The sequence below is a fragment of the Bradyrhizobium sp. AZCC 1721 genome (assembly GCF_036924715.1).
GTDB lineage: Bacteria > Pseudomonadota > Alphaproteobacteria > Rhizobiales > Xanthobacteraceae > Bradyrhizobium.
The window spans coordinates 2,524,808-2,545,548 of record NZ_JAZHSB010000001.1 but is presented as its reverse complement, the minus strand read 5'-3'; the positions used below and the strand labels follow the sequence as shown (position 1 = coordinate 2,545,548).

At 63.7% G+C, this 20,741-nt stretch carries 20 protein-coding genes; 13 read left to right on the top strand and 7 right to left on the bottom strand.

Annotated features, from left to right (window positions below; translation table 11 throughout):
- Positions 1 to 46: 46 nt before the first annotated feature.
- The 3 genes from meaB to V1273_RS12000 all read left to right on the top strand — a co-directional run bounded on the left by meaB (position 47) and on the right by V1273_RS12000 (position 3,363).
- A complete protein-coding gene (meaB, locus tag V1273_RS12010; RefSeq protein WP_334409728.1) occupies positions 47 to 1,039 on the top strand; it encodes a methylmalonyl Co-A mutase-associated GTPase MeaB in 993 nt (330 codons plus the stop codon).
- Positions 1,036 to 1,680 carry a pyroglutamyl-peptidase I gene (locus tag V1273_RS12005; protein ID WP_334367889.1) on the top strand — a complete coding sequence of 215 codons (645 nt, stop codon included), beginning with the start codon at positions 1,036 to 1,038 and terminating at the stop codon, positions 1,678 to 1,680. Before meaB ends, V1273_RS12005 begins: the two co-directional genes overlap by 4 nt.
- Before the next feature lie 312 nt (positions 1,681 to 1,992).
- On the top strand, positions 1,993 to 3,363 hold the full coding sequence (locus V1273_RS12000) for a TIGR03808 family TAT-translocated repetitive protein (RefSeq protein WP_334409727.1): 1,371 nt from the start codon (positions 1,993 to 1,995) through the stop codon (positions 3,361 to 3,363).
- 20 nt (positions 3,364 to 3,383) lie between these two features.
- Here V1273_RS12000 and V1273_RS11995 read toward each other — a convergent pair whose 3' ends face one another.
- Positions 3,384 to 3,923 (bottom strand): TIGR03809 family protein, encoded by a 540-nt coding sequence (locus tag V1273_RS11995; RefSeq protein WP_334409725.1) that lies wholly within the window; start codon positions 3,921 to 3,923, stop codon positions 3,384 to 3,386.
- Between the two features lie 546 nt (positions 3,924 to 4,469).
- The gene (locus tag V1273_RS11990; RefSeq protein WP_442894081.1) at positions 4,470 to 5,936 is read right to left on the bottom strand and encodes a S8 family serine peptidase; all 1,467 of its coding nucleotides are present in this window, start codon (positions 5,934 to 5,936) and stop codon (positions 4,470 to 4,472) included.
- On the opposite strand from V1273_RS11990, the gene V1273_RS34015 reads away from it, so the two are divergent.
- Positions 5,935 to 6,192: a hypothetical protein gene (locus V1273_RS34015; RefSeq protein ID WP_334369297.1), complete on the top strand. Its 258-nt coding sequence runs from the start codon at positions 5,935 to 5,937 to the stop codon at positions 6,190 to 6,192. The two genes, V1273_RS11990 and V1273_RS34015, sit on opposite strands and share 2 nt — an antisense overlap.
- Positions 6,193 to 6,224: 32 nt before the next feature.
- On the opposite strand, the gene V1273_RS11985 is transcribed toward V1273_RS34015, so the two are convergent.
- Both V1273_RS11985 and V1273_RS11980 read right to left on the bottom strand, forming a co-directional pair.
- Positions 6,225 to 6,935 (bottom strand): hypothetical protein, encoded by a 711-nt coding sequence (locus tag V1273_RS11985; protein WP_334367886.1) that lies wholly within the window; start codon positions 6,933 to 6,935, stop codon positions 6,225 to 6,227.
- Positions 6,932 to 7,501, bottom strand: a complete 570-nt coding sequence (locus V1273_RS11980; RefSeq protein ID WP_334367885.1) for a sigma-70 family RNA polymerase sigma factor — start codon at positions 7,499 to 7,501, stop codon at positions 6,932 to 6,934. The genes V1273_RS11985 and V1273_RS11980 overlap by 4 nt, the downstream gene beginning before the upstream one ends.
- Before the next feature lie 428 nt (positions 7,502 to 7,929).
- On the opposite strand from V1273_RS11980, the gene V1273_RS11975 reads away from it, so the two are divergent.
- Positions 7,930 to 9,078 (top strand): GGDEF domain-containing protein, encoded by a 1,149-nt coding sequence (locus V1273_RS11975; RefSeq protein WP_334382961.1) that lies wholly within the window; start codon positions 7,930 to 7,932, stop codon positions 9,076 to 9,078.
- Between the two features lie 62 nt (positions 9,079 to 9,140).
- On the top strand, positions 9,141 to 10,250 hold the full coding sequence (locus V1273_RS11970; protein ID WP_334409724.1) for a DUF2336 domain-containing protein: 1,110 nt from the start codon (positions 9,141 to 9,143) through the stop codon (positions 10,248 to 10,250).
- 14 nt (positions 10,251 to 10,264) lie between these two features.
- Here V1273_RS11970 and V1273_RS11965 read toward each other — a convergent pair whose 3' ends face one another.
- Both V1273_RS11965 and V1273_RS11960 read right to left on the bottom strand, forming a co-directional pair.
- The gene (locus tag V1273_RS11965) at positions 10,265 to 10,903 is read right to left on the bottom strand and encodes a DUF1109 domain-containing protein (protein WP_334382963.1); all 639 of its coding nucleotides are present in this window, start codon (positions 10,901 to 10,903) and stop codon (positions 10,265 to 10,267) included.
- A 2-nt stretch (positions 10,904 to 10,905) separates the two neighbouring features.
- Positions 10,906 to 11,451 (bottom strand): sigma-70 family RNA polymerase sigma factor, encoded by a 546-nt coding sequence (locus V1273_RS11960; RefSeq protein ID WP_334367881.1) that lies wholly within the window; start codon positions 11,449 to 11,451, stop codon positions 10,906 to 10,908.
- A gap of 348 nt (positions 11,452 to 11,799) precedes the next feature.
- On the opposite strand from V1273_RS11960, the gene V1273_RS11955 reads away from it, so the two are divergent.
- A complete protein-coding gene (locus V1273_RS11955; RefSeq protein WP_334382964.1) occupies positions 11,800 to 12,477 on the top strand; it encodes a hypothetical protein in 678 nt (225 codons plus the stop codon).
- Positions 12,478 to 12,590: 113 nt separating this feature from the next.
- Positions 12,591 to 13,370, top strand: coding sequence for an enoyl-CoA hydratase (locus tag V1273_RS11950; protein WP_334367879.1), 780 nt, complete (start codon positions 12,591 to 12,593; stop codon positions 13,368 to 13,370).
- A gap of 98 nt (positions 13,371 to 13,468) precedes the next feature.
- On the opposite strand, the gene V1273_RS11945 is transcribed toward V1273_RS11950, so the two are convergent.
- Entirely contained in the window at positions 13,469 to 15,367 is a 1,899-nt protein-coding gene (locus tag V1273_RS11945; RefSeq protein WP_334409723.1) for an acetyl-CoA hydrolase/transferase C-terminal domain-containing protein, read from the bottom strand.
- A 293-nt stretch (positions 15,368 to 15,660) separates the two neighbouring features.
- Here V1273_RS11945 and V1273_RS11940 point away from each other — a divergent pair, with 293 nt between their 5' ends.
- From V1273_RS11940 to V1273_RS11920, 5 genes are all read left to right on the top strand, one after another.
- Positions 15,661 to 17,076, top strand: a complete 1,416-nt coding sequence (locus tag V1273_RS11940) for a TolC family outer membrane protein (protein ID WP_334367877.1) — start codon at positions 15,661 to 15,663, stop codon at positions 17,074 to 17,076.
- A 382-nt stretch (positions 17,077 to 17,458) separates the two neighbouring features.
- Complete coding sequence (locus V1273_RS11935; RefSeq protein ID WP_334367876.1) at positions 17,459 to 18,430, top strand: alpha/beta fold hydrolase; 972 nt, start codon at positions 17,459 to 17,461, stop codon at positions 18,428 to 18,430.
- Between the two features lie 33 nt (positions 18,431 to 18,463).
- Positions 18,464 to 18,886 carry a hypothetical protein gene (locus tag V1273_RS11930; RefSeq protein WP_334382968.1) on the top strand — a complete coding sequence of 141 codons (423 nt, stop codon included), beginning with the start codon at positions 18,464 to 18,466 and terminating at the stop codon, positions 18,884 to 18,886.
- Positions 18,879 to 19,370 carry a hypothetical protein gene (locus V1273_RS11925; protein WP_334409722.1) on the top strand — a complete coding sequence of 164 codons (492 nt, stop codon included), beginning with the start codon at positions 18,879 to 18,881 and terminating at the stop codon, positions 19,368 to 19,370. The genes V1273_RS11930 and V1273_RS11925 overlap by 8 nt, the downstream gene beginning before the upstream one ends.
- A 147-nt stretch (positions 19,371 to 19,517) precedes the next feature.
- Positions 19,518 to 20,693: a LysM peptidoglycan-binding domain-containing protein gene (locus V1273_RS11920; RefSeq protein WP_334409721.1), complete on the top strand. Its 1,176-nt coding sequence runs from the start codon at positions 19,518 to 19,520 to the stop codon at positions 20,691 to 20,693.
- Positions 20,694 to 20,741 lie beyond the last annotated feature (48 nt).

Sequence of the window (20,741 nt, the reverse complement as noted above, 5' to 3'; positions counted from 1 at the left end):
GACTGAGCCCCCTCGCCTGCACGGCGCGGGCGTTGTAAACCAAGTCATGACCCTGCCGAAGAATCCTTCCCCCGATGTCGGGAAACTCGCCAAAGAACTCCGCGCGGGCCAACGCGCGGCGCTGGCGCGTGCGATTACCCTGATCGAGAGCCGGCGTTCCGATCACCAGGCCGCGGCGCGCGAACTGGTGCAGGCGCTGTTATCAGACACCGGCAAGGCGGTACGCGTCGGCATTACCGGCTCGCCCGGGGTCGGCAAATCCACCACCATCGATGTGCTTGGCATGTTCCTGATCGAGCGCGGCCACAAGGTCGCAGTGCTGGCGGTGGACCCCTCCTCGGCCCGCACCGGCGGCTCGATCCTCGGTGACAAGACGCGGATGGCACGGCTGGCAAATTCCGAAGCCGCCTTCATCCGGCCCTCGCCCTCGTCCGGTACGCTCGGCGGCGTCGCCGCAAAAACCCGCGAGGCAATGCTGCTCTGCGAAGCGGCCGGCTTCGACGTGGTGCTGGTCGAGACCGTCGGCATCGGCCAGTCCGAAACCGCCGTCTGCGACATGACCGATTTCTTTCTCGCCCTGATGCTGCCCGGCGCCGGTGACGAATTGCAGGGCATCAAGAAAGGTCTGGTCGAACTCGCCGACATGATCGCGATCAACAAGGCGGACGGCGATAACGTCAAGCGTGCCAATCTGGCGGCGGCCGAGTATCGCAGCGCGCTGCATATTCTCAGTCCCCGCTCGGAGCATTGGCATCCGCCGGTCGTGACCTATTCGGCGCTGACCGGCATAGGCATGGACGCACTGTGGCAGAAGATTTTGGATCACCGCACCGCCATGAACGCCTCGGGCGAGTTCGCAGGCCGGCGGCGCGAGCAGCAGGTGAAATGGATGTGGTCGATGCTGGAGCAGCGCATGATGGCGCGGCTGCGCGCCGATGCCGCGATCCGCGCCAAGGTAAAGAAGACCGAGGCCGAGGTCGCCGACGGCCGCATCACGCCGGCGGTCGCCGCCGAGCAGATCGCGGAGTGGATGCGATGAGCGACAAGCTTCGCATTCTCATCACCGGCTTCGGCCCGTTTCCAGGTGCGCCCTACAATCCCACGCAGTCGCTGGTGGCACGTCTGACGCGGCTGCGTCGCCCGGCCTTCACCGACGTCGAACTGTCCAGCCACATCTTTCCCGTTACCTACAAGGCGGTCGACCGCGAATTACCGCTGGCGCTGCAAAAGCACCAGCCGCACGCGCTGTTGATGTTTGGCCTCGCTTCTCGCACGTCGTATCTGCGGATCGAAACCCGCGCCCGCAATGCCGTCACCATGCTCTGGCCTGACGCCGCGCAAACCCGCGCGCGCAAGGGATCGATCGCCGACGGCGCCGATGCGCAAAGGTTCGGTCCGCACACAGCCAAACTACTGCGCGTGGCCAAGAACACCGGCCTCGATGCCCGCGCCTCGCGCGACGCCGGAAGCTATCTCTGCAACTATCTGAGCTGGCGCGCGATTGAAGCCGTGGATGCCGGTAACGGCCCCCGCCTTGCCACCTTCATCCACATCCCGCCGCTGGCGCGCAGCGGCGCGGCCAGACGAAAAGGTGTTCCGCGCATCACGCTGGAGGAGCTGGTCGATGCCGGCGAAGCGATGCTCATGGAAACGGTGCGGCTGGCAAGAACGGCGGCTTAACTCCGTCGTCGTCCCTGCGAACGCAGGGACCCATAACCACCGTTGCCAATTGTGAGAAAAGCCGTCTGCGCTCGTGCCCCTTCCAAGGGCCGCGGCGTATGGGTCCCGGCTCGCGCGGAGCCTGTCATCGGGCGCGCATTCGCGCGACCCGTTGGCTTGGCCGGGACGACGAGCATAATTTATCGCACCCAACATTAACCCTACCCCCAACAATCGCCGCCTCTTTCCCGGTCTTCATCATGCTGCACTGCATTTTCGCGATACCTATGAAACGCGAATGCCACGACCTGCATCGCGCTAGGGTCATCAGCCATGGACATGAACCGCCGCCATCTCATTGGAGCGTCCGCCGCCGGTGCAGCCGGCGCGCTGGCGATGTCGCCTGACGCTGCGCGCGCAGCGCCCCTCACGTCCACGCTCGGGCGCGACGTCACGCAATATGGCGTCCGCCCCGGCAGCCCGGACGATCAGACCGTGAAACTGCAGCGCGCGATCGACGAGGCGGCACGCGCGCAAGTGCCGCTGGCGCTGCCGCCGGGGGTCTATCGCACCGGCATGCTGCGCCTTTCGAACGGCACGCAACTGGTCGGCGTCCGCGGCGCGACCAAGCTCGTGTTTACCGGCGGCGCCTCGATGCTGCAGGGCGAAGGCGCCAACAGCGTCGGCCTGACCGGCATCACCTTCGACGGCGGTCGCATTCCGCTGCCGACGCGCCGCGGCTTGGTGCACTGCCTCGGCGGGCGGGATGTCCGGATCGCCAATTGCGAAATATCTGGCAGCGGCGGCAACGGCATCTGGCTCGAACAGGTCTCGGGCGATATTTCCGGTAACATTTTCACGAAAATTGCGACCACCGCCGTCGCATCCTTCGACGCGCTCGGCCTGATCGTGGCGCGCAACACCATCACCGATACCAATGACAACGGCATCGAAATCCTGCGCACAGCGATCGGCGACGATGGGACGCTGGTTCTCGACAACCGGATCGAGGATATCAAGGCCGGCCCCGGCGGCTCCGGGCAGTATGGCAACGCCATCAACGCCTTCCGCGCCGGCAATGTGATCGTGCGCGGCAACCGCATCAAGAATTGCGACTACTCGGCCGTGCGCGGCAATTCGGCGTCGAATATTCACATCACCGACAACAGCGTCAGCAATGTCCGCGAGGTCGCGCTCTATTCGGAATTTGCGTTCGAAGGCGCCGTGATCGCCAATAACACCGTCGACGGCGCCGCCGTCGGCGTCTCCGTCTGCAATTTCAACGAAAGCGGACGCATCGCCGTCGTCCAAGGCAACATCATCCGCAACCTGCTGCCGAAGCGGCCGATCGGCACTGCACCCGACGACGACGCCGGGATCGGCATCTATGTCGAGGCGGACTCCACAGTCACAGGCAATGTGATCGAGAACGCGCCGTCGTTCGGCATCATCGCCGGATGGGGCAAATATCTCCGCGATGTCGCGATATCAGGCAATGTCATCCGCAACGCCTTCGTCGGCGTCGGCGTATCGGTGTTGCCGGGCGCCGGCATGGCGCTGGTCAACAACAACATGATTTCGGAAACCCCGCGCGGCGCCGTGGTCGGGCTCGATCACGCCCGCACGATTACGACCGATCTGTCCGCCGAAGGCGCGCAGCGTTACGCGCAGGTGGTGGTGGGCGGCAACGCGGTGCGGCGGTAGTTCGCCCTCCTCGCTCACCTCTACAGCGCGTTGCGCAACGCCGGATATCGTTCCTTCATCGCGTCGAAATCGATCGCCGGGAATGGCATTTCCTCCAGCGCCAGCACATCCGGCACGGACGGCGCCTCGTCCGCCACGACGAGTTGGCTTTCCAGCGCGACCAGAACATCAGCAGGGATATCGGGCGGCGGCGCGGCCGCGATCGGCGGTGGCGTCACGGCCATCGGAGCCGGTTGCGGCTGAAGCTGCACGACCGGCGGGCGATAGCCCTCGTCGCGCGGCAGCGGCGTCAAGAGCAGCGGCGTCGTTCGACGGCGGCCGAGCCAGGCCATGTCGATCTGCGTGTTGTCGAGCGAGGCTTCGCGGCTCAACAGGTCACGCCAGGTTGCGACGGCGGCCTTGGCTTCCTGGATGTTTTCGAGGAACTCGCGTTCGGTGTGAAAGCGGCGCCAGCGTCCGGTCTCGAACAGTTCAGTGAGGTATTCCAACCGTTGCTCGGCAAGGCTGCACCAGCGCGCAACGATGTTGCGGCCACGTGCCACGTCTGCAGGATGTGCCATAAATCAGCCCGTAAGAGGGGGACGGACGCAGACGCAACCGAGACGAATCAGTGGGATGTGACTGGGATATTCTGTGGAAAACTTTTTCGTTGTCCAGTGCGTGAAGCGACGGGAGCGCGCAGCAATCGAAGAAACCCGCACAAATACGGGTTAATCCGCTCTTCGCGGTCAAGCCGCACAGCAGCATGGTCGCGTTACGCGGCGAGCCTCGATCCTTTCAGTTGAGAAGATGCACGGGAAAATTGCGCATCGTTCAGACGAGTCGGAAAACTTGCAGCCGCAAGCCGTCGCGGTGCCGCACGAAACGTAGCTTCGTCCAAAAACCTGCGCTGAAAATGAAAGACCCGTCCGGGGGGACAACCGGACGGGTCAAGCTATATGGGCGCTTGGGGTGGATGGGCGCTCGCGCCGAATACAGCCTATGGGGAGGGATTACCGCTCCCACGTTGATAAGTCGCGACACCCTCTCCGGACGTTCAAAACGCCGGACGATTTTTTTTAACCTTGTCTTCAGGGATGATCGTCGGAAAATCGCTGCGCGGCAGGCTATTTTGCGGCGTTTGCGGCCGATTTGTCCGCTGCGATCGAGGGCGAGGCGTCGTTCAATGCGCGGCTCACGGAAGTGTTATCCGCGGCCGGGTCATGCGCCGGCGCTTTCTCCCCCGCAGGCTTACCGGAAACCGAGGCAAGCGGAACCGCCGGTGCGGCGGCCGTGACGGCAGCAAAGGCATCGGCCCCACCTGCCCCAAACTGATCGTCGCGGCCGGGAGTGCCGAGATCGCGGGCGGTCCCGGTCAGAATTGCGCGAACATCGCCCGGCTTCAACGAAGGATTGCGCTCCATCATCAGCGCCGCGACGCCGCTGATATAGGCGGCGGAGAACGAGGTGCCCGACGTGATCTGGTATTTTTCATCGGGCGCCGGCAGGAAGATATCCGCGCCCGGTGCTGCAACCGCGATGTGGTTGCCCCGGTTCGATGCCGCAAACAGTCTTTCCTGCGCGTCGGTGCCACTCACCGCGATGACATTGGGATTGGCGGCCGGATAGAGCGGCGGCGATTTCGCTCCGGCATTGCCGGCCGCAGCCACCATCAGGATGCCACGGGCTGCGGTAGCGGCGATGCCCCGCTCGATCAGCGGATCCTTCGGACCGGCAAAGCTCATGTTGACGATCTGCGCGCCGTGCTCGGCCGCGTAGTCCAGTCCCCGGAGGATCACATAGGACGTGCTCTCCGCGCCCTTCGATCCCGCGCCGAACGCGCGGATCGCGATCAACCTCGCCTCCGGTGCGCTCCCCATCAGCTTGGCATGCGCCACGATCGCGCCGGCAATGCCCGTGCCATGGACATGCGGACCTTCCTTGCTTCCGAGCGCATCGAAACTGTCGGCAACCGAGTTGGCGAGTTCGGGATGCTTGATGTCGACGCCTGAATCGATCACCGCAATGGTGACGTTCATGCCGCGGACGAGCGCGTGCGCCTGTGGCAGCCGAAGCTGTGCGACGGCGTATTGCGCGGCATCGCCCGCGGTCGAAGCCTTCTTCTGATCCTGCAGCAAGTAACGGAAATTGAGCTGCACCGAACGCACGCTGGCGTCGGCCGCGAGTTCGCGGCGCACGGTGTCCACGGGCCGGTTATCGACGATGCGGAACAGACCGATGGTGCCGCCGAGCAACGGGAAGTTTTGAGACGCGATGCGCTCCAGGCCGTGACGCCGCGCCAGTTGGTCGGCTTCGGCGGTGGATAACGCGCCGTCGATTTCGGCGACGAGTTCGTTCTTGACCGCGCGCAGATTGACCGCTTCCTGTGCGTTGTTGTTGCCCGATCCGCCCTTGCCCTTCTTGGCCGAGGTGCCGTTGCCGCCGCCGGTCGACATCACCGGACGATCGAAGCACTCACCGTCGGGACCGCGAAGCGCATATGCGCAAGCCGGATAGAGGTTGGGCGAAAACCGCGCATGGGGCAGCGTCGACCGCACGCCGGCGCCCGGACGGACTCGCAGGGTCGAACTCATGGTGCCAATCCGGGACGGCGGCGTCCGTGCGACGGTATCGGCGCGCATGGCCGGCCGCGCCGCAACCGTCGGACTGATCCGCGGGGTCACCGTCGGACTGATGGTGGGCATCCGCGAGCCGACGTTCAGACTGGGGGTGCGCATGATGCTTTGCGCATGCACCGCCGAGGGTCCGAAAGCGATCAGCGGAAGCAGCGCGGTCGACAACACCCATGCCGCACGCTGGATCCTTGCCCGCCAACTCACGCCATCATGAACCATGGGACCTCTTGCCCGGCCCGGGCGGCCTTATGGCGTTGCCACCGCCAGGCTGACGATTTTCTCACGCTGCAGCCTGCTCAACAGGCCAGCAACTTCGTCCTTGCTCATCGCCTTGTTGCCGAACTGCAGCCGGAACATGCCGCCCTTGGCGCCGTCGATCGAGGCCTGGTAGTTGTCGAGCAGCGCCGTGATGTCGGCGATGCGCGCTTCAGGCGCGAACCGCACCAGCGCGCGCGGTGGCGCGACGCTGCCTGCGAGATCGCGCGTAATCGGCGCCGATGGCCGCTCGTTCAGGCTTAGCGACGCCGTCTCGAACAACGCGGTCTGGTTTTTCATCAGTACGGCGCCGATCACGCCGGCCTGCAGCACGAGCGCCACGGCGCCAAGGCTCGCCGACCAGGCGAGCGTACGCGGCGACAGGCTTGCGAAAAACTCCGATACCCGCGCGGACAGGCTCACCGAGCGCGAGGGCTCACGCGCAGGCTCCGCGTCGATTGCGGCAAACAGCTTCTGCATGGCGCGCGTGGACGGTGCACCCAGGCTCTCGTTGAGGCTGATCGTCTCGGCGTATTCTTCGCGGATGACGGCATACTGCCGGGCAAGCTCGGAATCCCCGGCAAGCGCTTCCTCGACGCGGCGTGCATCGCGCGCGCTCAGGGTGCCGGCCGCGTGGAAGGGCAACAGCGTCTCTATTTCGCTGGGCTCGTGATCCAGCATTTTTTTGCTCGCTGCCATCATGGCCAACCTCGCTCTACGCCTGCTGCTTTGAGCAACTCGGCCAATTTCTTGCGCGCATAAAACAGGCGCGTCTTGACGGTATTCTCCGGAATGCCGACGATTTCGGCTACCTCTTCCACGGACTTCTCGTGGTAGTAGACGAGATCGACGATCTCCCGATGCTCTGGCGAAAGTGCCGTCAGGCACTTGCGCAGCGCTTCACCCGTATCCTTCTTCTGCGCCACCACTTCCGGATCGTCGGACGTATCCTCGATCGCGTTCGCGGTCTCCTCGTCCAGCCCAACGTCCTTGCGGCGCCTAAGTGCCGAAAGGGCTTTGAACCGCGTAATCGCCAAGAGCCAGGTGGTAACGGCGGATCGGCCTTCGAACTTGCCAGCCTGACGCCACACATCGAGAAAAACCTCGCTGATGAGATCTTCCGCGACCTGTTCGTCCCTTACGAGCCGAAGCCCGAAACGGAACACCCTGACATGGTGCCTTCCGTAAAGCACCTGCATGGCGAGCCGGTCGCCTTGGGCGATCCGAGCGATCAGAATTTCGTCTGAAGCCGCCTGTGTCGCGCTCAATGGCCGTCTCGCAAGATTGGTCTGACGGGGGTGGCCGGCGGTTCGATGCGAAGAGTGAGATTCTTCACATTACGGCAATGCCCGGATCGCATGTGTGATCTACCCCACAGATGGCCAGTGCCAGGCCATTTTGCCGCCAGAAAGCCGCCAGAAAGGAGCTAAACCCCAGAATTGGTACCATATTACGGAAACACTTTCCTGAAACGCGAGCCCGACCTTAGCAAGGCTTCGCCGGCAGGGCAGCATCCACGTGACGCCCCCTGGGGTTCCCGCGCAGGCAGGTTCCGCACTATCGGAATTCGGCAGATTTCCGTTGCGAAATCAGTGCAATGGCAGGGTTTTAACGGAGCCGATCGACCTCAAAAGATACCAAACCTAAAGGCTTTATTCCCTAAAGTTTCGTCCGGCATCACCAACAGCGGCGGGACATGAGCAGCGCGGCATCATTGCTTCAGGAGCAAGGCTCCCACAATGCGACCGCGCGCGTCGCCCGCCTGCCGCTGGAAGTATTGACGCGCCGGGCCGGCCAGCGCCGCCAGATGCTGGCCGTGCAAGGCGTCAGCTATTTGCTCATCACCTCGGTCCTGCTGGTCTATTGCTACGCCGGCACCGTCCCGATCATCATTCCATCGACCTATTTCCTTTCCGGCATCGGATTGGTGTCGGTCTTTGTCGTGTTGTCGGAAGCCCACTTCAACGACCGGTTCGAGGACCATTATCTCACGATCTTCCAGGTCGCCGGCCACGTCGCGCTCCAGCTCTGTTTTCTGCTGGCCGCGCCACAGATCGGATTTGCCTTCCTGAGCGTCGTATTCCTCATCTTTGGATTCGGCGCGCTGCGAATGACGTCCCGGCAGGCGATCATCACCTGGACCCTCACCATCGTAGGCCTAGCGCCGATCTTCCTGTTTGCCAGCACCCCGATCGGCCTGCCGATTACCACCCAGACCGAACGCGTCGCGGCCATGCTTTCCTTTGTCCTCACCATCGGACAATGCGCCTTCGTGGGACTGTATGGCTCTACCATGCGCAAGATGCTCTACGACCGCAGCTTCGAACTGAAGGCGGCGTACAAGCGGATCGAGGAGCTTGCCGAACTCGACGAACTGACCGGGTCGTCCAACCGCCGCAGCATCATGCGGATGCTGGAGGAGGAGATTGCCCGCGCGAGCCGCAGCGGATCGCCCTGCTCGATCGCGCTGATCGACCTCGACTGGTTCAAGCGCATCAACGACGCCTACGGTCACCCGACCGGCGACGAGGTGCTGCGGACATTCTCGATCACCATGTTTGCCAACATCCGCAGCATCGACCGGTTCGGCCGATATGGCGGCGAGGAATTCCTGCTGGTGCTGCCCGACATGGACATCGACCAAGCCATGCACGCACTCGACCGGTTGCGCGCCATTATTGCCGGTCTCGACTGGAGCGCATTCTCGCAGGGCATGAAGGTGACGATGTCGGCAGGCGTTGCAACGCTGAACCCGAACGAAACATCAGACACATTTCTCGCGCGCGCCGATAGCGCGCTTTATGCAGCCAAGGCGCAAGGACGTAACCGGATTACCAGCGCCTGACCCGACATATTTCAGCTCCGGCGGCGAAGAAGCTCCGCCGCTTTTTGCTCCAGGACAGAGTCATGATTTCGAAGACCGCTACCTCTCCTTCTCCCGGAAACCTGCTCGACGAGCTGCAGTCCACGCTTGCGCACGGAACCGTCGCTCGCCGGGTAGAGACGCTCCGTCGAGTGACCGATCTCTTCATCAACGGCGCGGTGGATTATTCGGACGAGCAGGTCGGGCTATTCGACGACGTCTTCCAGTGCCTGATCGACCACATCGAAACCTCGGCCAAGATGCTGCTGGCCAACCGTCTCGCCCCGATCGACACTGCCCCGCCGCTCACCATCCGCGCGCTTGCATTCGACGACGTCATCGAGGTGGCGGGTCCTGTGCTGTCGCAATCGATGCGGCTCGACGACAAGACCTTGATCGAGAATGCGCGCAGCAAGAGCCAGGCGCATTTGATGGCGATCTCGACCCGCAAGACGCTGAGCGGCGCGGTTACCGAGGTGCTGGTCCAGCGCGGCAACGATCAGGTGATCCAGTCGACCGTCAACAATCCCGGCGCGGAATTCACCGAGCGCGGCTTTACCCGCCTCGTCAGCCGCGCCGAAGGCGACGACGATCTCACCGCCTGCATCGGCATGCGTCCGTCCGTGCCGCGGCATCTCTACCTGAAACTGCTCGCCAAGGCCTCCGATACGGTGCGGCAGCGGCTGGAGGCCGCCAATCCCCAGCAGGCGGCCGAGGTGCCGAACGTGGTCAAGGAGGCAACGCGGCGCGCGCGCTCCGCGACCTCTGATATCACCAAGGACACTGAGATTGCGCACGCGCTGGTCAAGTCCCTGTACGAGGACGGCCGGCTCGACGAATCCGAAGTGGCGTCGTTTGCCGATGCCGGGAAATTCGACGAGGCCAACGCCTCGATTGCGGCGCTTGCCAACGTGCCGGTCGCAATCGCCGAGAACATGATGATCGAAAGCCGGGCCGAAGGCGTGATGATTTTGGCGAAGGTCGCAGGACTGTCATGGTCGACGGTCAAGACCATCATCAGGATGCGCGACGAACTGTCCGGCGCGGAGCCGACGGATCTTGCCGCCTGCAAGGACACCTATGAACGGTTGCGACCTTCGACGGCACAGCAGGTGCTGCGCTTCCATCGCATGCAGCAGAACCTACCGGCGTAAGTTCGTAGCCTGCTTCAGTATTTCAGCAGCTTCGCTCCGGCGAGCGCGCCGATCGCGGTCACCAGCGCGGTCGCGATCGTGTACCAGGTCGCGACGAACAGCGGTGAATCATCCGTGCAATGCGAGGCATAGAGCGTTGCCGCCAATCCCGCCGACAATAGTCCGGCGATGGCGCCCGCCAATGCAGGCCGCGACGGGGCACCGTGACGCAATCCGAGCAGCACGCCGGCCAGGATCGGCAACGACATCAGCGGGATCGCCGTCAGACAGACCCACGAATTCTTGCCGACCAGCCGCGTCATCATCGGCAGCCGTTGCGGCATTATCATTTCGCCGCCGATCCCAGCGGTCAAAATTCCCACCGGCGCCAGCAGCAGCCAACCAAATCCGCGCAGCGATGCTTCGGGTCGCGACAGATGCAGGCTGACGGCAATTGCCGAGATCGCGAGCGCCAGCGTGACCGCGAACTTCAAGTCGAAGAACGGATTGCGCATTGCAGCCATCACGTCGGGCCTGACGCCGAGTTCGGTGAAGAACATCAACAGCGAAACCGGTGCAGCGGCCAAGAGCGCCAGCATCAGCGCGAAGCCGACCGGGCGCGCGCGGTGCGCGTTGTCGGCCGCCAACGTTCGAATGAGCTGATCGGTATCCATGCTCAATTTTCCCGCAACTTCGCCGTCAAGCTGGTCAGCCCCCGGTGCAGCGCCACCCGCACCGCGCCCTCGCTCATCGAAAATTTCGCGGCCGTATCCTTGATCGAGGCGCTGTCGACCGCGATCGACTGCAGCACCTCGCGCTGCCGCGCCGGCAGCGTCTGGAGCTGGGCAGCGACCTCGCTTGGCGAAGCCGTTTCGGCCGGCGCTTCGCCCGGCAGCGTCTCGGCGAAATCGTCAATATCGACGAAAATGCGCCGGCCGCGGCGGCGCAGCGCATCGATCAGCTTGTTGCGGGCGATCGCGAACAGCCATGGGGCAAATGGGGCGGTGACATCCCAGGTATGCCGCTTCAGATGGACCGCCAGCAAAATGTCCTGCACGATGTCCTCGGATTGATCGACCGGTTGCCCTGCCCGCGCCAGACCGCGGCGCGCCGCGGCCCGGAGCACGGGCGTGACGGCCTTGAGCAGGCGATGATACGCCGAGCTATCGCCTGCAATGGCCGACCGCATCAGGCCGGTCCATTCGTCATCCCGTTCGCGCACCCGCGCTCCTACCCTGCAATTCGCTCGATCTTTCAATTTGTTACGTCAGGACAATCCAATCACGAACTCGTGATCAAAGGCCCCGTCGGCAGCTTGGGCTGGCTCCCTATCCAAAGGAATCGGGAGACAACCGGCTGCGCGATGGCAGGCTCATAACATCGATTGCGCAGGCTCGCATCCGGCGTAGCTTGCTAATTCCGGTCGGCAAAATGCCCGCCAGTACGTCGGCTGACTGACATTGCCCAGCTTTTGCCCGGTGTTGCCCGAAGATTCCTATTTTCCGCCGTGCTGTGGACACCTGGGGGGTCTCATTTCGCCGCCGGGCGGCGGCCAATGGGGAGATTCCACATGACGATCCGAGCCAGCGCGGGGTCGGCCTTCATTCTTGCGGCAGGGCTTTTGTTGGGTTTCGCAGCACCATCGCCGGCGACGGCGGCCCCCGCCGACGACGCCGCGGTGTCGAAACCGGAAAGCGCGACGTCCGAGAAGTCCGCCAAGCAGGGTTCGCGTTCCCTGAAGAAGCGCTCCGCCCATCGCAAATCCACGCGTGCGGCATCGAAACCCGTCGAGGACAAGCAGCCTGAGGAAAAGCAGGTCGCCGATGCGAGCGGCGGCACTCCGCCCGGGATGCCTGAATGGCTCGCAAACGCCAACGCACAAATGACGGCAGCCGATGCGCCGGCCGACAGCGCCAAGGGGATGTCGGCGGCGATGTCCGAGAAGGCCAACACCGTCCTGCAAGCTGCGACGGACAAGCCGGCTGACGCCGAGGCGCCGGCCGATGCTACCGTAGTTGCCTCCGACCAGCTCAACGATGTCGATCGTGCGCTGCAGGCGACCCTGCCCGAGGACTCCGCCACGCAGACGGTCGCGATGGCCTCGACCAAACCTGCATCGGAAGCCTCCGATCAAGCCGTCAACAACGAGAGTTCCACCCTGGACAAGACCTCGCTGATCGGAAAGATCTTCATCGCCTTCGGCGCCCTGCTGACGATGGCCTCGGCCGCGCGTATGTTCATGGCGTAGCTGTCGGCATACCGGACGCGGCGCCCCCGCATCCGGGATCCGTTCCAGCCCACTTGAAGCCCACCCCGGCAGCGGGCACATTGCCCGCGAAAAGGACTACCCCGGGGTGGATCATGGCAACGTTCGAAAACATCATTGTCGAGAGCAAGGGCGCGGTCGGCATCATTACGCTGAACCGGCCGAAAATGCTCAACGCGCTGTCGTTCGGCGTATTTCGTGAAATCGCTGCCGCGGTCGACGACCTTGAGGCCGACGACAAGATCGGCTGCATCCTGCTCACCGGCAGCGAAAAGGCGTTCGCCGCCGGCGCCGACATCAAGGAGATGCAGCCGAAAAGCTTCATCGACATGTTCTCCAGCGATTTCACCGCCATCGGCGGCGACCGCGTTGCCACCTGCCGGAAACCGACGATTGCGGCCGTCAGCGGCTACGCGCTGGGCGGCGGCTGCGAGCTCGCCATGATGTGCGACATCATCATCGCCGCCGATACCGCCAAATTCGGCCAGCCCGAAATCACGCTCGGCACCATCCCCGGTATCGGCGGCACCCAGCGGCTGACGCGCGCGATCGGCAAGTCCAAGGCGATGGATCTCTGCCTCACCGGACGCATGATGGATGCGGCCGAAGCGGAGCGTTCCGGCCTCGTCAGCCGCGTCGTGCCGGCCGACAAACTGATGGAAGAAGCGCTCTCGGCCGCGGAAAAGATCGCCTCGATGTCGCGGCCCGCGGCCGCGATGGCCAAGGAAGCCATCAACCGCGCGTTCGAGACGCCGCTGTCGGAGGGCATGAATGTCGAGCGCAACCTGTTCCACTCGACCTTCGCGCTGGAAGACCGCGCCGAAGGCATGGCGGCGTTCATCGAGAAGCGCAAGCCGGTGAACAAGAACAGGTAACGCCGAGCTCTCTCCGCAGTCGTCCCTGCGAACGCAGGGACCGATACGCCGCGGCCGTCGTGTTGAAGCGACGATGGGCAGACATCTTCTCTAAGCAACTACGCCCTGTGGTTATGGGTCCCTGCGTTCGCAGGGACGACGTTCGTTATAGTACCACTCCGCGCGAGTGCCGCATTCACCAGCGCGCGATAGCCCCGTTCAGCAAACGTCGTTGGGCGATCGAGTCCTAACCGCGCCAGGCATTCGCGGTTCGAGGCATCCGGCGGCTGGGTCACCCCCTGCCACAGCAACCCGGGTAGAAGCAGCGGCATCCGCTGCGCTTCCCGCAGCAACTGCAAGGCCGGTATCAGCCGCTGCTCGACCTCAGTAAAATCGCTACCGAATGGAAACGGCGGCAGCAGTCCGTCCTCGCGCGCAGGCTTCAAGGCATCCGCTATCCGCTCCGGAAAGTTCTCGAGATGCGCGCGCGGAATTTCGAACTCCTTCGGCAGCTTGCCGGCATCCTTGGCGATCTTCACCAGTTCATCCTGGAAACGGGAATCCGTCACCGCGAGCATCGCCGCGATGGTCTCGGCGTCCGATTTGCCCCTGACATCGGCAACACCGTATTCGGTGACGAACACGTCGCGCAGATGCCGCGGGATGGTCTCGTGACCGTAGTTCCAGCGGATGTTGGAGTGCGTCCTCCTGCCCGCCTGCCGCGTCGCTTCCAGCGTGAGGACCGAGCGTGCGCCTTGAAGCGCGAACGCCTGCGCGACGAAATTGTACTGGCCGCCGACGCCGCTGACGACCTGGCCATTGTCGAGACCGTCGGAGACTGCCGCCCCCATCAGCGTCGCCATCATCGCGTTGTTGACGAAGCGGGCATCGATGCGCGCGCGGCGCTTGGCGTCCTCGTCGCCATAGAGCTCGTTGGTGAACGATACCGGCATCATCTGGACGCGCGCGAGTTGCTCGGGCGGCATCTCGCGCAACGCGCGATAGAACGATTTCGGCCCGAGGAAAAATGCGCCGTGCAGCACGACGCCGTCGACCTCGCGCTTGAGAATATCAGCCTCGATCAGGCTGAGAAATGCCTCGATCAGCATTTCGCTGACCCCATACAGCCCCTTTGCGAACGGCGCGCTCTCCATCGGCTCCACGCCGGGCGCGAGCCGCTTCATGATGGCGCGGAACTGCGCACTGTCCCGATGACGGACGATCAGCCCCCGCGCAAGCGCATCGCCGACTTGCCCGATGCCGATCTGCAGTGTGCCGCCATCGGGTACGAGACTAGTGGCGTGAAGCCCGATCGCGTATTTGGTGTCGCTGACCGGCTCGGCCGGCGGGGCGAACAGCGGGAAATCCGTCGCGGGGCTGTCGAGCACGGCGGAAAATTCTTCCCCTGGCAGATCGCCCGCACCCGGCATGAACGGCAGTTCTGAATTGACTTGCGCGAACACTTTGAACGAAGCGCGCCCCTCGGCGCGGGCGCGCAGCAGATCAAGCGCTGTGTCGGTGTTGCAGCTCAGGCTGTAACGCGTCGCGCCATCGACGACGCGCTTGGCCACCAATGGCGTGACGACATTGAGCCCGCGCGCCAGCAAATACGATGCAGCATGGGTATAGTTCGCGGAGATGTAATGCTGCTGCGCGAACGGCACGTGCAGCCATTTGCCGGCCAGGAAGAAAAACTCGATCACCTTGACGTTGGGCGGCAGTTCTCCGGCATGCAGTGCATTCGCATAGGCGAGGTCAGGATAACCACCAAACAGGCGATCGATCACCGGGCTGATGAAACGTTGTTCGAGCAGGCTCGAGGGCCGCGGCTTTTCCAGCGTCAGTGCCGAAAATAACGTCAGCTTGATCGAACGGTCGGCCAGTGCGCGTGCATACAGAGCGTTGACGACGTGGTTCGCCTTGCCGAGCCCGAGCGGCAATCCAACCACGAGATTGGTTCCGACATCGCGGATGATATCCTCCGCGATCGCTTCGGGATCGGAAAACAGCTTTGGCATCGAATGCGAACCTGGGCGTAGCTGGCAGGCAGCCGTCCTGGAATCGGACGCCAGAGCTATAGCCTATCTTCACCGGAGATTCGTCTGTGACGAACGGGCAACAGCCAAGCACGGATTTCACCGAATTAATGTACTGATGTCGCGCGGCAGTTTGCCTGTGGCCATGGTGCCCCCTAAACAGGTAGACGAACCGAGGATGTCGGCGGGGGCGGACGGACAGTGCATGATCCGGACATGACGGGTAACCGGCATTCCGGATCATGCTCACGTTCTTGTGTTGACTACGGAATCAAATGACCAGGCGCGCCGCTAGGGTTGGCTACGTTGAAAGACGGTTGCTTCGATCGGGCATTTGCCTTGTTGTGGCTTGCTTCGCGCTTGCCGCGCCAGCCGCGCGTGGTGAAAGCCTCCCCGAGGCGCTGGCCAAGGCCTACCAGACCAATCCCGCGCTCAATGCCGAACGCGCCCGCCAGCGCGCCACCGACGAGAACGTGCCGCAAGCGCTTTCGGGTTATCGGCCGCAGATCGTCGCTACTCTCTCCGCCGGCTTTCAGGCGGTGCGCAACCTGCTGCCCGACAACACCGTCCAGTCGGCGAACCTGAAGCCCTGGACCATCGGCGTGACCGTGTCCCAGACGTTGTTCAACGGCTTCAGGACCGCCAACAGTGTACGCGTGGCGGAATTGCAGGTGCAGGCGGGTCGCGAGGCGCTGCGCAATGTCGGTCAGGGCGTGCTGCTGGATGCGGTCACGGTCTACACCAACGTTCTCGCCAACCAATCGCTGGTCGAAGCCCAGCGCGCCAACGTGGCGTTTCTGCAGGAAACGCTCGGCATCACCCAGAAGCGTCTGAATGCCGGCGACGTCACGCCCACCGACGCTGCGCAGGCCGAGGCGCGTCTGAGCCGGGGCCGCGCCGATTTGAATGCCGCTGAGGTCAATCTGGCTGTCAGCCAAGCGACTTATCTCCAGGTCATCGGCAACGCGCCCAACCTGCTCCGCCCCGCTGACACCGTCGACCGCCTGCTGCCGCGCAGCCGCGATGATGCCACCGGGCAGGCCTTCCGCGGGCATCCCGCCGTGATGGCGGCAAGCTTCGATTTCGACGTCGCCACGACTTCCATCCGCGTCGCCGAAGGCAGCCTGATGCCGACGATCACGCTGCAAGGCAGCGCCAGCCGTAGCAAGCAGTCGGACCCCACGCTCGGCACCCTGGGGACCGACCAGGCTTCCGTGACCGGCCAGCTCACGCAGCCGATCTATGATGGCGGCATGGCCGCCTCGCAGACCCGACAAGCCAAGGAAATCGCAGCCCAAAGCCGGCAGGTGCTGGACCAGGTCCGCAATCAGGCCCGCACCGCCGCGGTCGGCGCCTGGGTCGCCAATGAAGGTGCCAAGATTGCGGTCACGGCATCCGAAGCTGAAGTGCGCGCTGCCACCGTCGCGCTGCAGGGCGTACAGCGAGAGGCGGCGGGCGGCCAGCGAACTACGGTCGACGTGCTGAACGCGCAGCAGGACCTGATCCTGGCCAAGGCGCGGCTGATCGGCGCGCAGCGCGACCGCGTCATCGCCTCCTATACGTTGCTGAGCGCAATCGGCCGGCTCGACGTCAAGAATCTCGGCCTCAACACGCCGGACTACCTGCCGGAAGTGCACTATCACCAGGTGCGCGACGCCTGGCACGGCCTGCGGACGCCGTCCGGTCAGTAGGTTGTACCGTAACTTGCCCTCCCCTGGAGGGGTCCGAGACGAGCGAAGCTCGCTCGTGGGTCGACGCTCATGAATTGAGCGGCGGGGCGGGGTGACGGTCTCTCCACATCCAACAGTGCCCGAGTGGAGAGATCACCCCACCCCATCTCGCATTTCGCTGCGCTCAATGCGAGCCGACCCTGCCCTTCAGGGGAGGGTAAGAAAGACCGACTACAAGAAATGCTGTGGCTACCTCCCCCACGGTCGTGCCAGATCTTCTCGCCTATCATGCAATTAACCGGACGCTGATCATGTCCGGTATTTTCAGTCGCCAGCAACTCGCCTTGCCCTAAAACTCGGGTCCGTTCCCGCCCCCCTTTTGATGATCGATTTACGAGGCCCTGTGGTTTCAAACATCCTGCGCTGGTCGGCCAACGGCCTGCTGGTCCTGTTCCTGTCGGTAATCCTCCTGATCACCTCATTTCGAATGGCGGCGTCGATACGCGAAACCAGCACGCGCGCCCAATTGGCGCCAGGGACCGGCCATCTGGTGCCGACGCGTTCGGGCGGTGTGTTCGTACAGGAGAAGGGTCCGGCGAATGGCATTCCGGTGGTCCTGTTTCACGGCACGGCGGCGTGGAGCGAGCTATGGCGGCATACCACCGACGTGCTGGCCGCGGCCGGCTTTCATGTGATCGCGCTTGACCTGCCGCCGTTTGGATTCTCGGATCGTCCCGGCAGCTATACGCGGCAGGACCAGGCTTCCCGGATCAACGACGTGCTCGATACGCTGGAGGCCCCGCCCGCCATCATCGTCGGTCATTCGTTCGGTGCCGGTGCGGCGACCGAACTCGTGATGCGATATCCGGATCGGGCGCGGGCCCTGGTGCTAGTCGATGCGGCGCTCGGATTGACAGCAGCGCCATCGGCGGCGCCCTGGGTGATCCAGCCGCAATGGATCCGCGAAATCCTGGTGTCGCTGACCATCACCAATCCGATCGCGACGCAAATGCTGCTCCAATCGATGATCGCAAAGAAGGAGCGCGCGCTGCCGGAATATGTCGCGATCCTGCAACGGCCGCTGGCGCAGCGCGACAGCACGAGCGATATCGCCGACTGGCTATATTATTTCCTCGGCTCCGACACCAACGCCGCGAGCGCGGACCGCAATGCGTATGCGAAGCTGGAAGTCCCCGTCGCGATCCTGTGGGGCGACAAGGACACCATCACCCCGGTCGAGCAGGCCCACGATCTGCGAACGCTGCTGCCATCAGATACGGACCTGACGTTGCTGCCGGGGCTCGGTCACATTCCGCAAATCGAGGACCCCGGCCTGTTCAACGACGCCCTGCTCAAGACGATTGGAAAACTCTAGACTGGACCGAGATTCGAACCGGCCGGAGACATCATGGACATCATTAGATCGTGCGCCTGGGGCTACGCCGCCCTGCTCGGCTTCGTCATCCTCACCGGCTACATCCCGGCGTTCATCGATGCCAATGACATGATCTTCGGCCTGTTTCGCCGCACCTGGTATGCCGATGGGCTGCATCTGGTGTCGGCGCTATGGGCCGCAATTGCGGCGATGACCTCGCGCCGCGCCTCGGAATTGTTTTTTCAATTGTTCGGCGTGTTTTATTTTGCCGATGGCGTACTCGGCCTGCTCACCGGCAGCGGCTATCTCGACTTCGGCATCCTGATCAACGGCGTCCTCAACCTGCCGCTCTCGACGCGGTTTTTCGCCAACGCGCCGCATCTCGGCCTCGGTGGCATGGCCATCCTGATCGGCTATCTGCTCGCGCCGCGGACGCGGAACGCCGTTCATGCTTAAGTGGCCGCGGCGCATCCTGGCTGTCGTCGCGATCCTGATTGCGCTGACGGTGCTTTTGCCACTGGCCTATATCGAGGGCACGTGCCGGCCCGCGGCCAGCACATCGACCTCGATTGCGCCGGCCGTCACCCTGCCCGCGATCGATGAGCCCGGCTACCGGCGCAAGCTGAACAACACGTTCTTCACGTTCCCCGAATGGTACATCGTCTACTCCTTCGAGGATTTCGGCCGTTTCCTCGACCGCTCCAGCGAAAGCCGTTTCAACTATCTTGGCCACATCTTCGGTTTCTGGCGCAGCTTCTGCACCATCACCAAGGCCAACGGCCGCATTCTTGCGTCGAACAACTATGTCACCATCGCGCGGTCCGACGACGCCGATTTCGTCGGCCGTCTCTACGCGGCCGGCGCGCTCTTGGTGCTCGACGCCGAACAGGCGGGCGGCTGCAGCGGCCTGCCGCCGAAGCGGTTCACCGCGCAGCTTTGAGGGATCAGGGTTCCAGCCTGGCCGGCCTGCCCTAGACGGCTTAACCCTTCTGTGCCTGCGGGTTATCTCTCGGCTTGAGTACCCATTCCGGCCGAAATATCTGTATAGTGGTGGCGGGCCGACCTTCCGGCCGACGGGCTAAAGACCATGATCAAGACATCAATGAACCGGTTGGTCGTGCCCCTGATAGGGCTTGTTGCGGCGACTGGCATCGGAACGATCGTCGCCATGCAGTACATTGGGCGCGAGCCGACTGCTGATAAGGCTGCAAGCGTCGCGCCAAAACCGGCCACTGACGAGCGCATTAAGGGGCCGGCACTCGCAAGCGTGCAGGCGGAGGCAAACGCCGTGGCGGCCGCACTCGCCGGATCGATCGCCGCGCCCGAGAGCGGCGATGGCGGACCGGCGTTCGACGTCGCACGCGTCGAGCCGACCGGCGAAGCTGTGATCGCGGGACGCGCGGCGCCGGGCGTCACCGTGGAACTGCTACGCAATGGCGAACTGCATGATCGCGCGGTCGCGGATCAATCCGGACAATTCGTTATGATCCCGCGCCCGCTTCCGCCAGGCACCTACGATCTGACGTTGCGCGCCAAGCAGCCCGACGGCAGAGAGATCGTGTCCAAGCAGAGCGTGACGGTGGCGCTTGAGCCGAACCTGAAGGAACGGCCGGTCGTGGCCCTGATGACGCCAAACAAGCCTACCGTCGTGATGTCACAGCCGGCCCAGGCGAAGCCGGAAACCGCTGCGGTGGTTGTGGAGGCGGTCGAGATCGAGGCCGGCGGCAAATTCCATGTGAGCGGCCGCGCACGCTCAGGCGCTCCGGTGCGGCTCTATCTCAACGACAGCTTTATTGCGTCGGTAACGGCGGCGGCGGACGGACGCTTTGCCGTCACGATCAATGAAGGAATCGGCCCCGGGAACTATCGCGTAAGGCTGGACGAGGTGGATTCGAAGTCCGGCGTGGTGCGTGGACGCGCCGAGGTGCCGTTCAACGCGCCCGACCCGGTGGTTACCGCGTCGGTACTGCCGCGCGCCTCACCTTCCAAACCAGATTCCGTCGCCCTGCCGAAGTCTCAGGTGGCGGATGCCACGGCTGCCACCCTGCCGGACGGCACGAACTCCTCCAGCGTCGTGGTGCCGAAGATCACGACCACCACGGTATCGCGCGGTGACAGCCTGTGGCGCATCAGCCAGGCCACCCTCGGCGCGGGCACGCGCTATGCGACGATTTACAAGGCCAACCGAGAGCAAATCCGCAATCCCAACCTGATCTATCCCGGCCAGACCTTTGTCATTCCCAACCAGGAAGCCAATCCTTAAGGAGTGCTCAAACGGACTTTCATGCTCCTGCCGTTCTAAAAAAATGGC

What these genes read in the sequence shown, in the direction of transcription:
- V1273_RS11925 (WP_334409722.1), top strand. Translation starts at nt 18,879, where the DNA reads ATGCTTAAGTGGCCGCGGCGCATCCTGGCTGTCGTCGCGATCCTGATT.
- V1273_RS11955 (WP_334382964.1), top strand. Translation starts at nt 11,800, where the DNA reads ATGACGATCCGAGCCAGCGCGGGGTCGGCCTTCATTCTTGCGGCAGGG.
- V1273_RS11975 (WP_334382961.1), top strand. Translation starts at nt 7,930, where the DNA reads ATGAGCAGCGCGGCATCATTGCTTCAGGAGCAAGGCTCCCACAATGCG.
- V1273_RS11965 (WP_334382963.1), bottom strand. Translation starts at nt 10,903, where the DNA reads ATGGATACCGATCAGCTCATTCGAACGTTGGCGGCCGACAACGCGCAC.
- V1273_RS12005 (WP_334367889.1), top strand. Translation starts at nt 1,036, where the DNA reads ATGAGCGACAAGCTTCGCATTCTCATCACCGGCTTCGGCCCGTTTCCA.
- meaB (WP_334409728.1), top strand. Translation starts at nt 47, where the DNA reads ATGACCCTGCCGAAGAATCCTTCCCCCGATGTCGGGAAACTCGCCAAA.
- V1273_RS11970 (WP_334409724.1), top strand. Translation starts at nt 9,141, where the DNA reads ATGATTTCGAAGACCGCTACCTCTCCTTCTCCCGGAAACCTGCTCGAC.
- V1273_RS11930 (WP_334382968.1), top strand. Translation starts at nt 18,464, where the DNA reads ATGGACATCATTAGATCGTGCGCCTGGGGCTACGCCGCCCTGCTCGGC.
- V1273_RS11950 (WP_334367879.1), top strand. Translation starts at nt 12,591, where the DNA reads ATGGCAACGTTCGAAAACATCATTGTCGAGAGCAAGGGCGCGGTCGGC.
- V1273_RS34015 (WP_334369297.1), top strand. Translation starts at nt 5,935, where the DNA reads ATGGTGCCAATCCGGGACGGCGGCGTCCGTGCGACGGTATCGGCGCGC.
- V1273_RS11945 (WP_334409723.1), bottom strand. Translation starts at nt 15,367, where the DNA reads ATGCCAAAGCTGTTTTCCGATCCCGAAGCGATCGCGGAGGATATCATC.
- V1273_RS11995 (WP_334409725.1), bottom strand. Translation starts at nt 3,923, where the DNA reads ATGGCACATCCTGCAGACGTGGCACGTGGCCGCAACATCGTTGCGCGC.
- V1273_RS11990 (WP_442894081.1), bottom strand. Translation starts at nt 5,936, where the DNA reads ATGAGTTCGACCCTGCGAGTCCGTCCGGGCGCCGGCGTGCGGTCGACG.
- V1273_RS11940 (WP_334367877.1), top strand. Translation starts at nt 15,661, where the DNA reads ATGACCAGGCGCGCCGCTAGGGTTGGCTACGTTGAAAGACGGTTGCTT.
- V1273_RS11985 (WP_334367886.1), bottom strand. Translation starts at nt 6,935, where the DNA reads ATGATGGCAGCGAGCAAAAAAATGCTGGATCACGAGCCCAGCGAAATA.
- V1273_RS11920 (WP_334409721.1), top strand. Translation starts at nt 19,518, where the DNA reads ATGATCAAGACATCAATGAACCGGTTGGTCGTGCCCCTGATAGGGCTT.
- V1273_RS12000 (WP_334409727.1), top strand. Translation starts at nt 1,993, where the DNA reads ATGGACATGAACCGCCGCCATCTCATTGGAGCGTCCGCCGCCGGTGCA.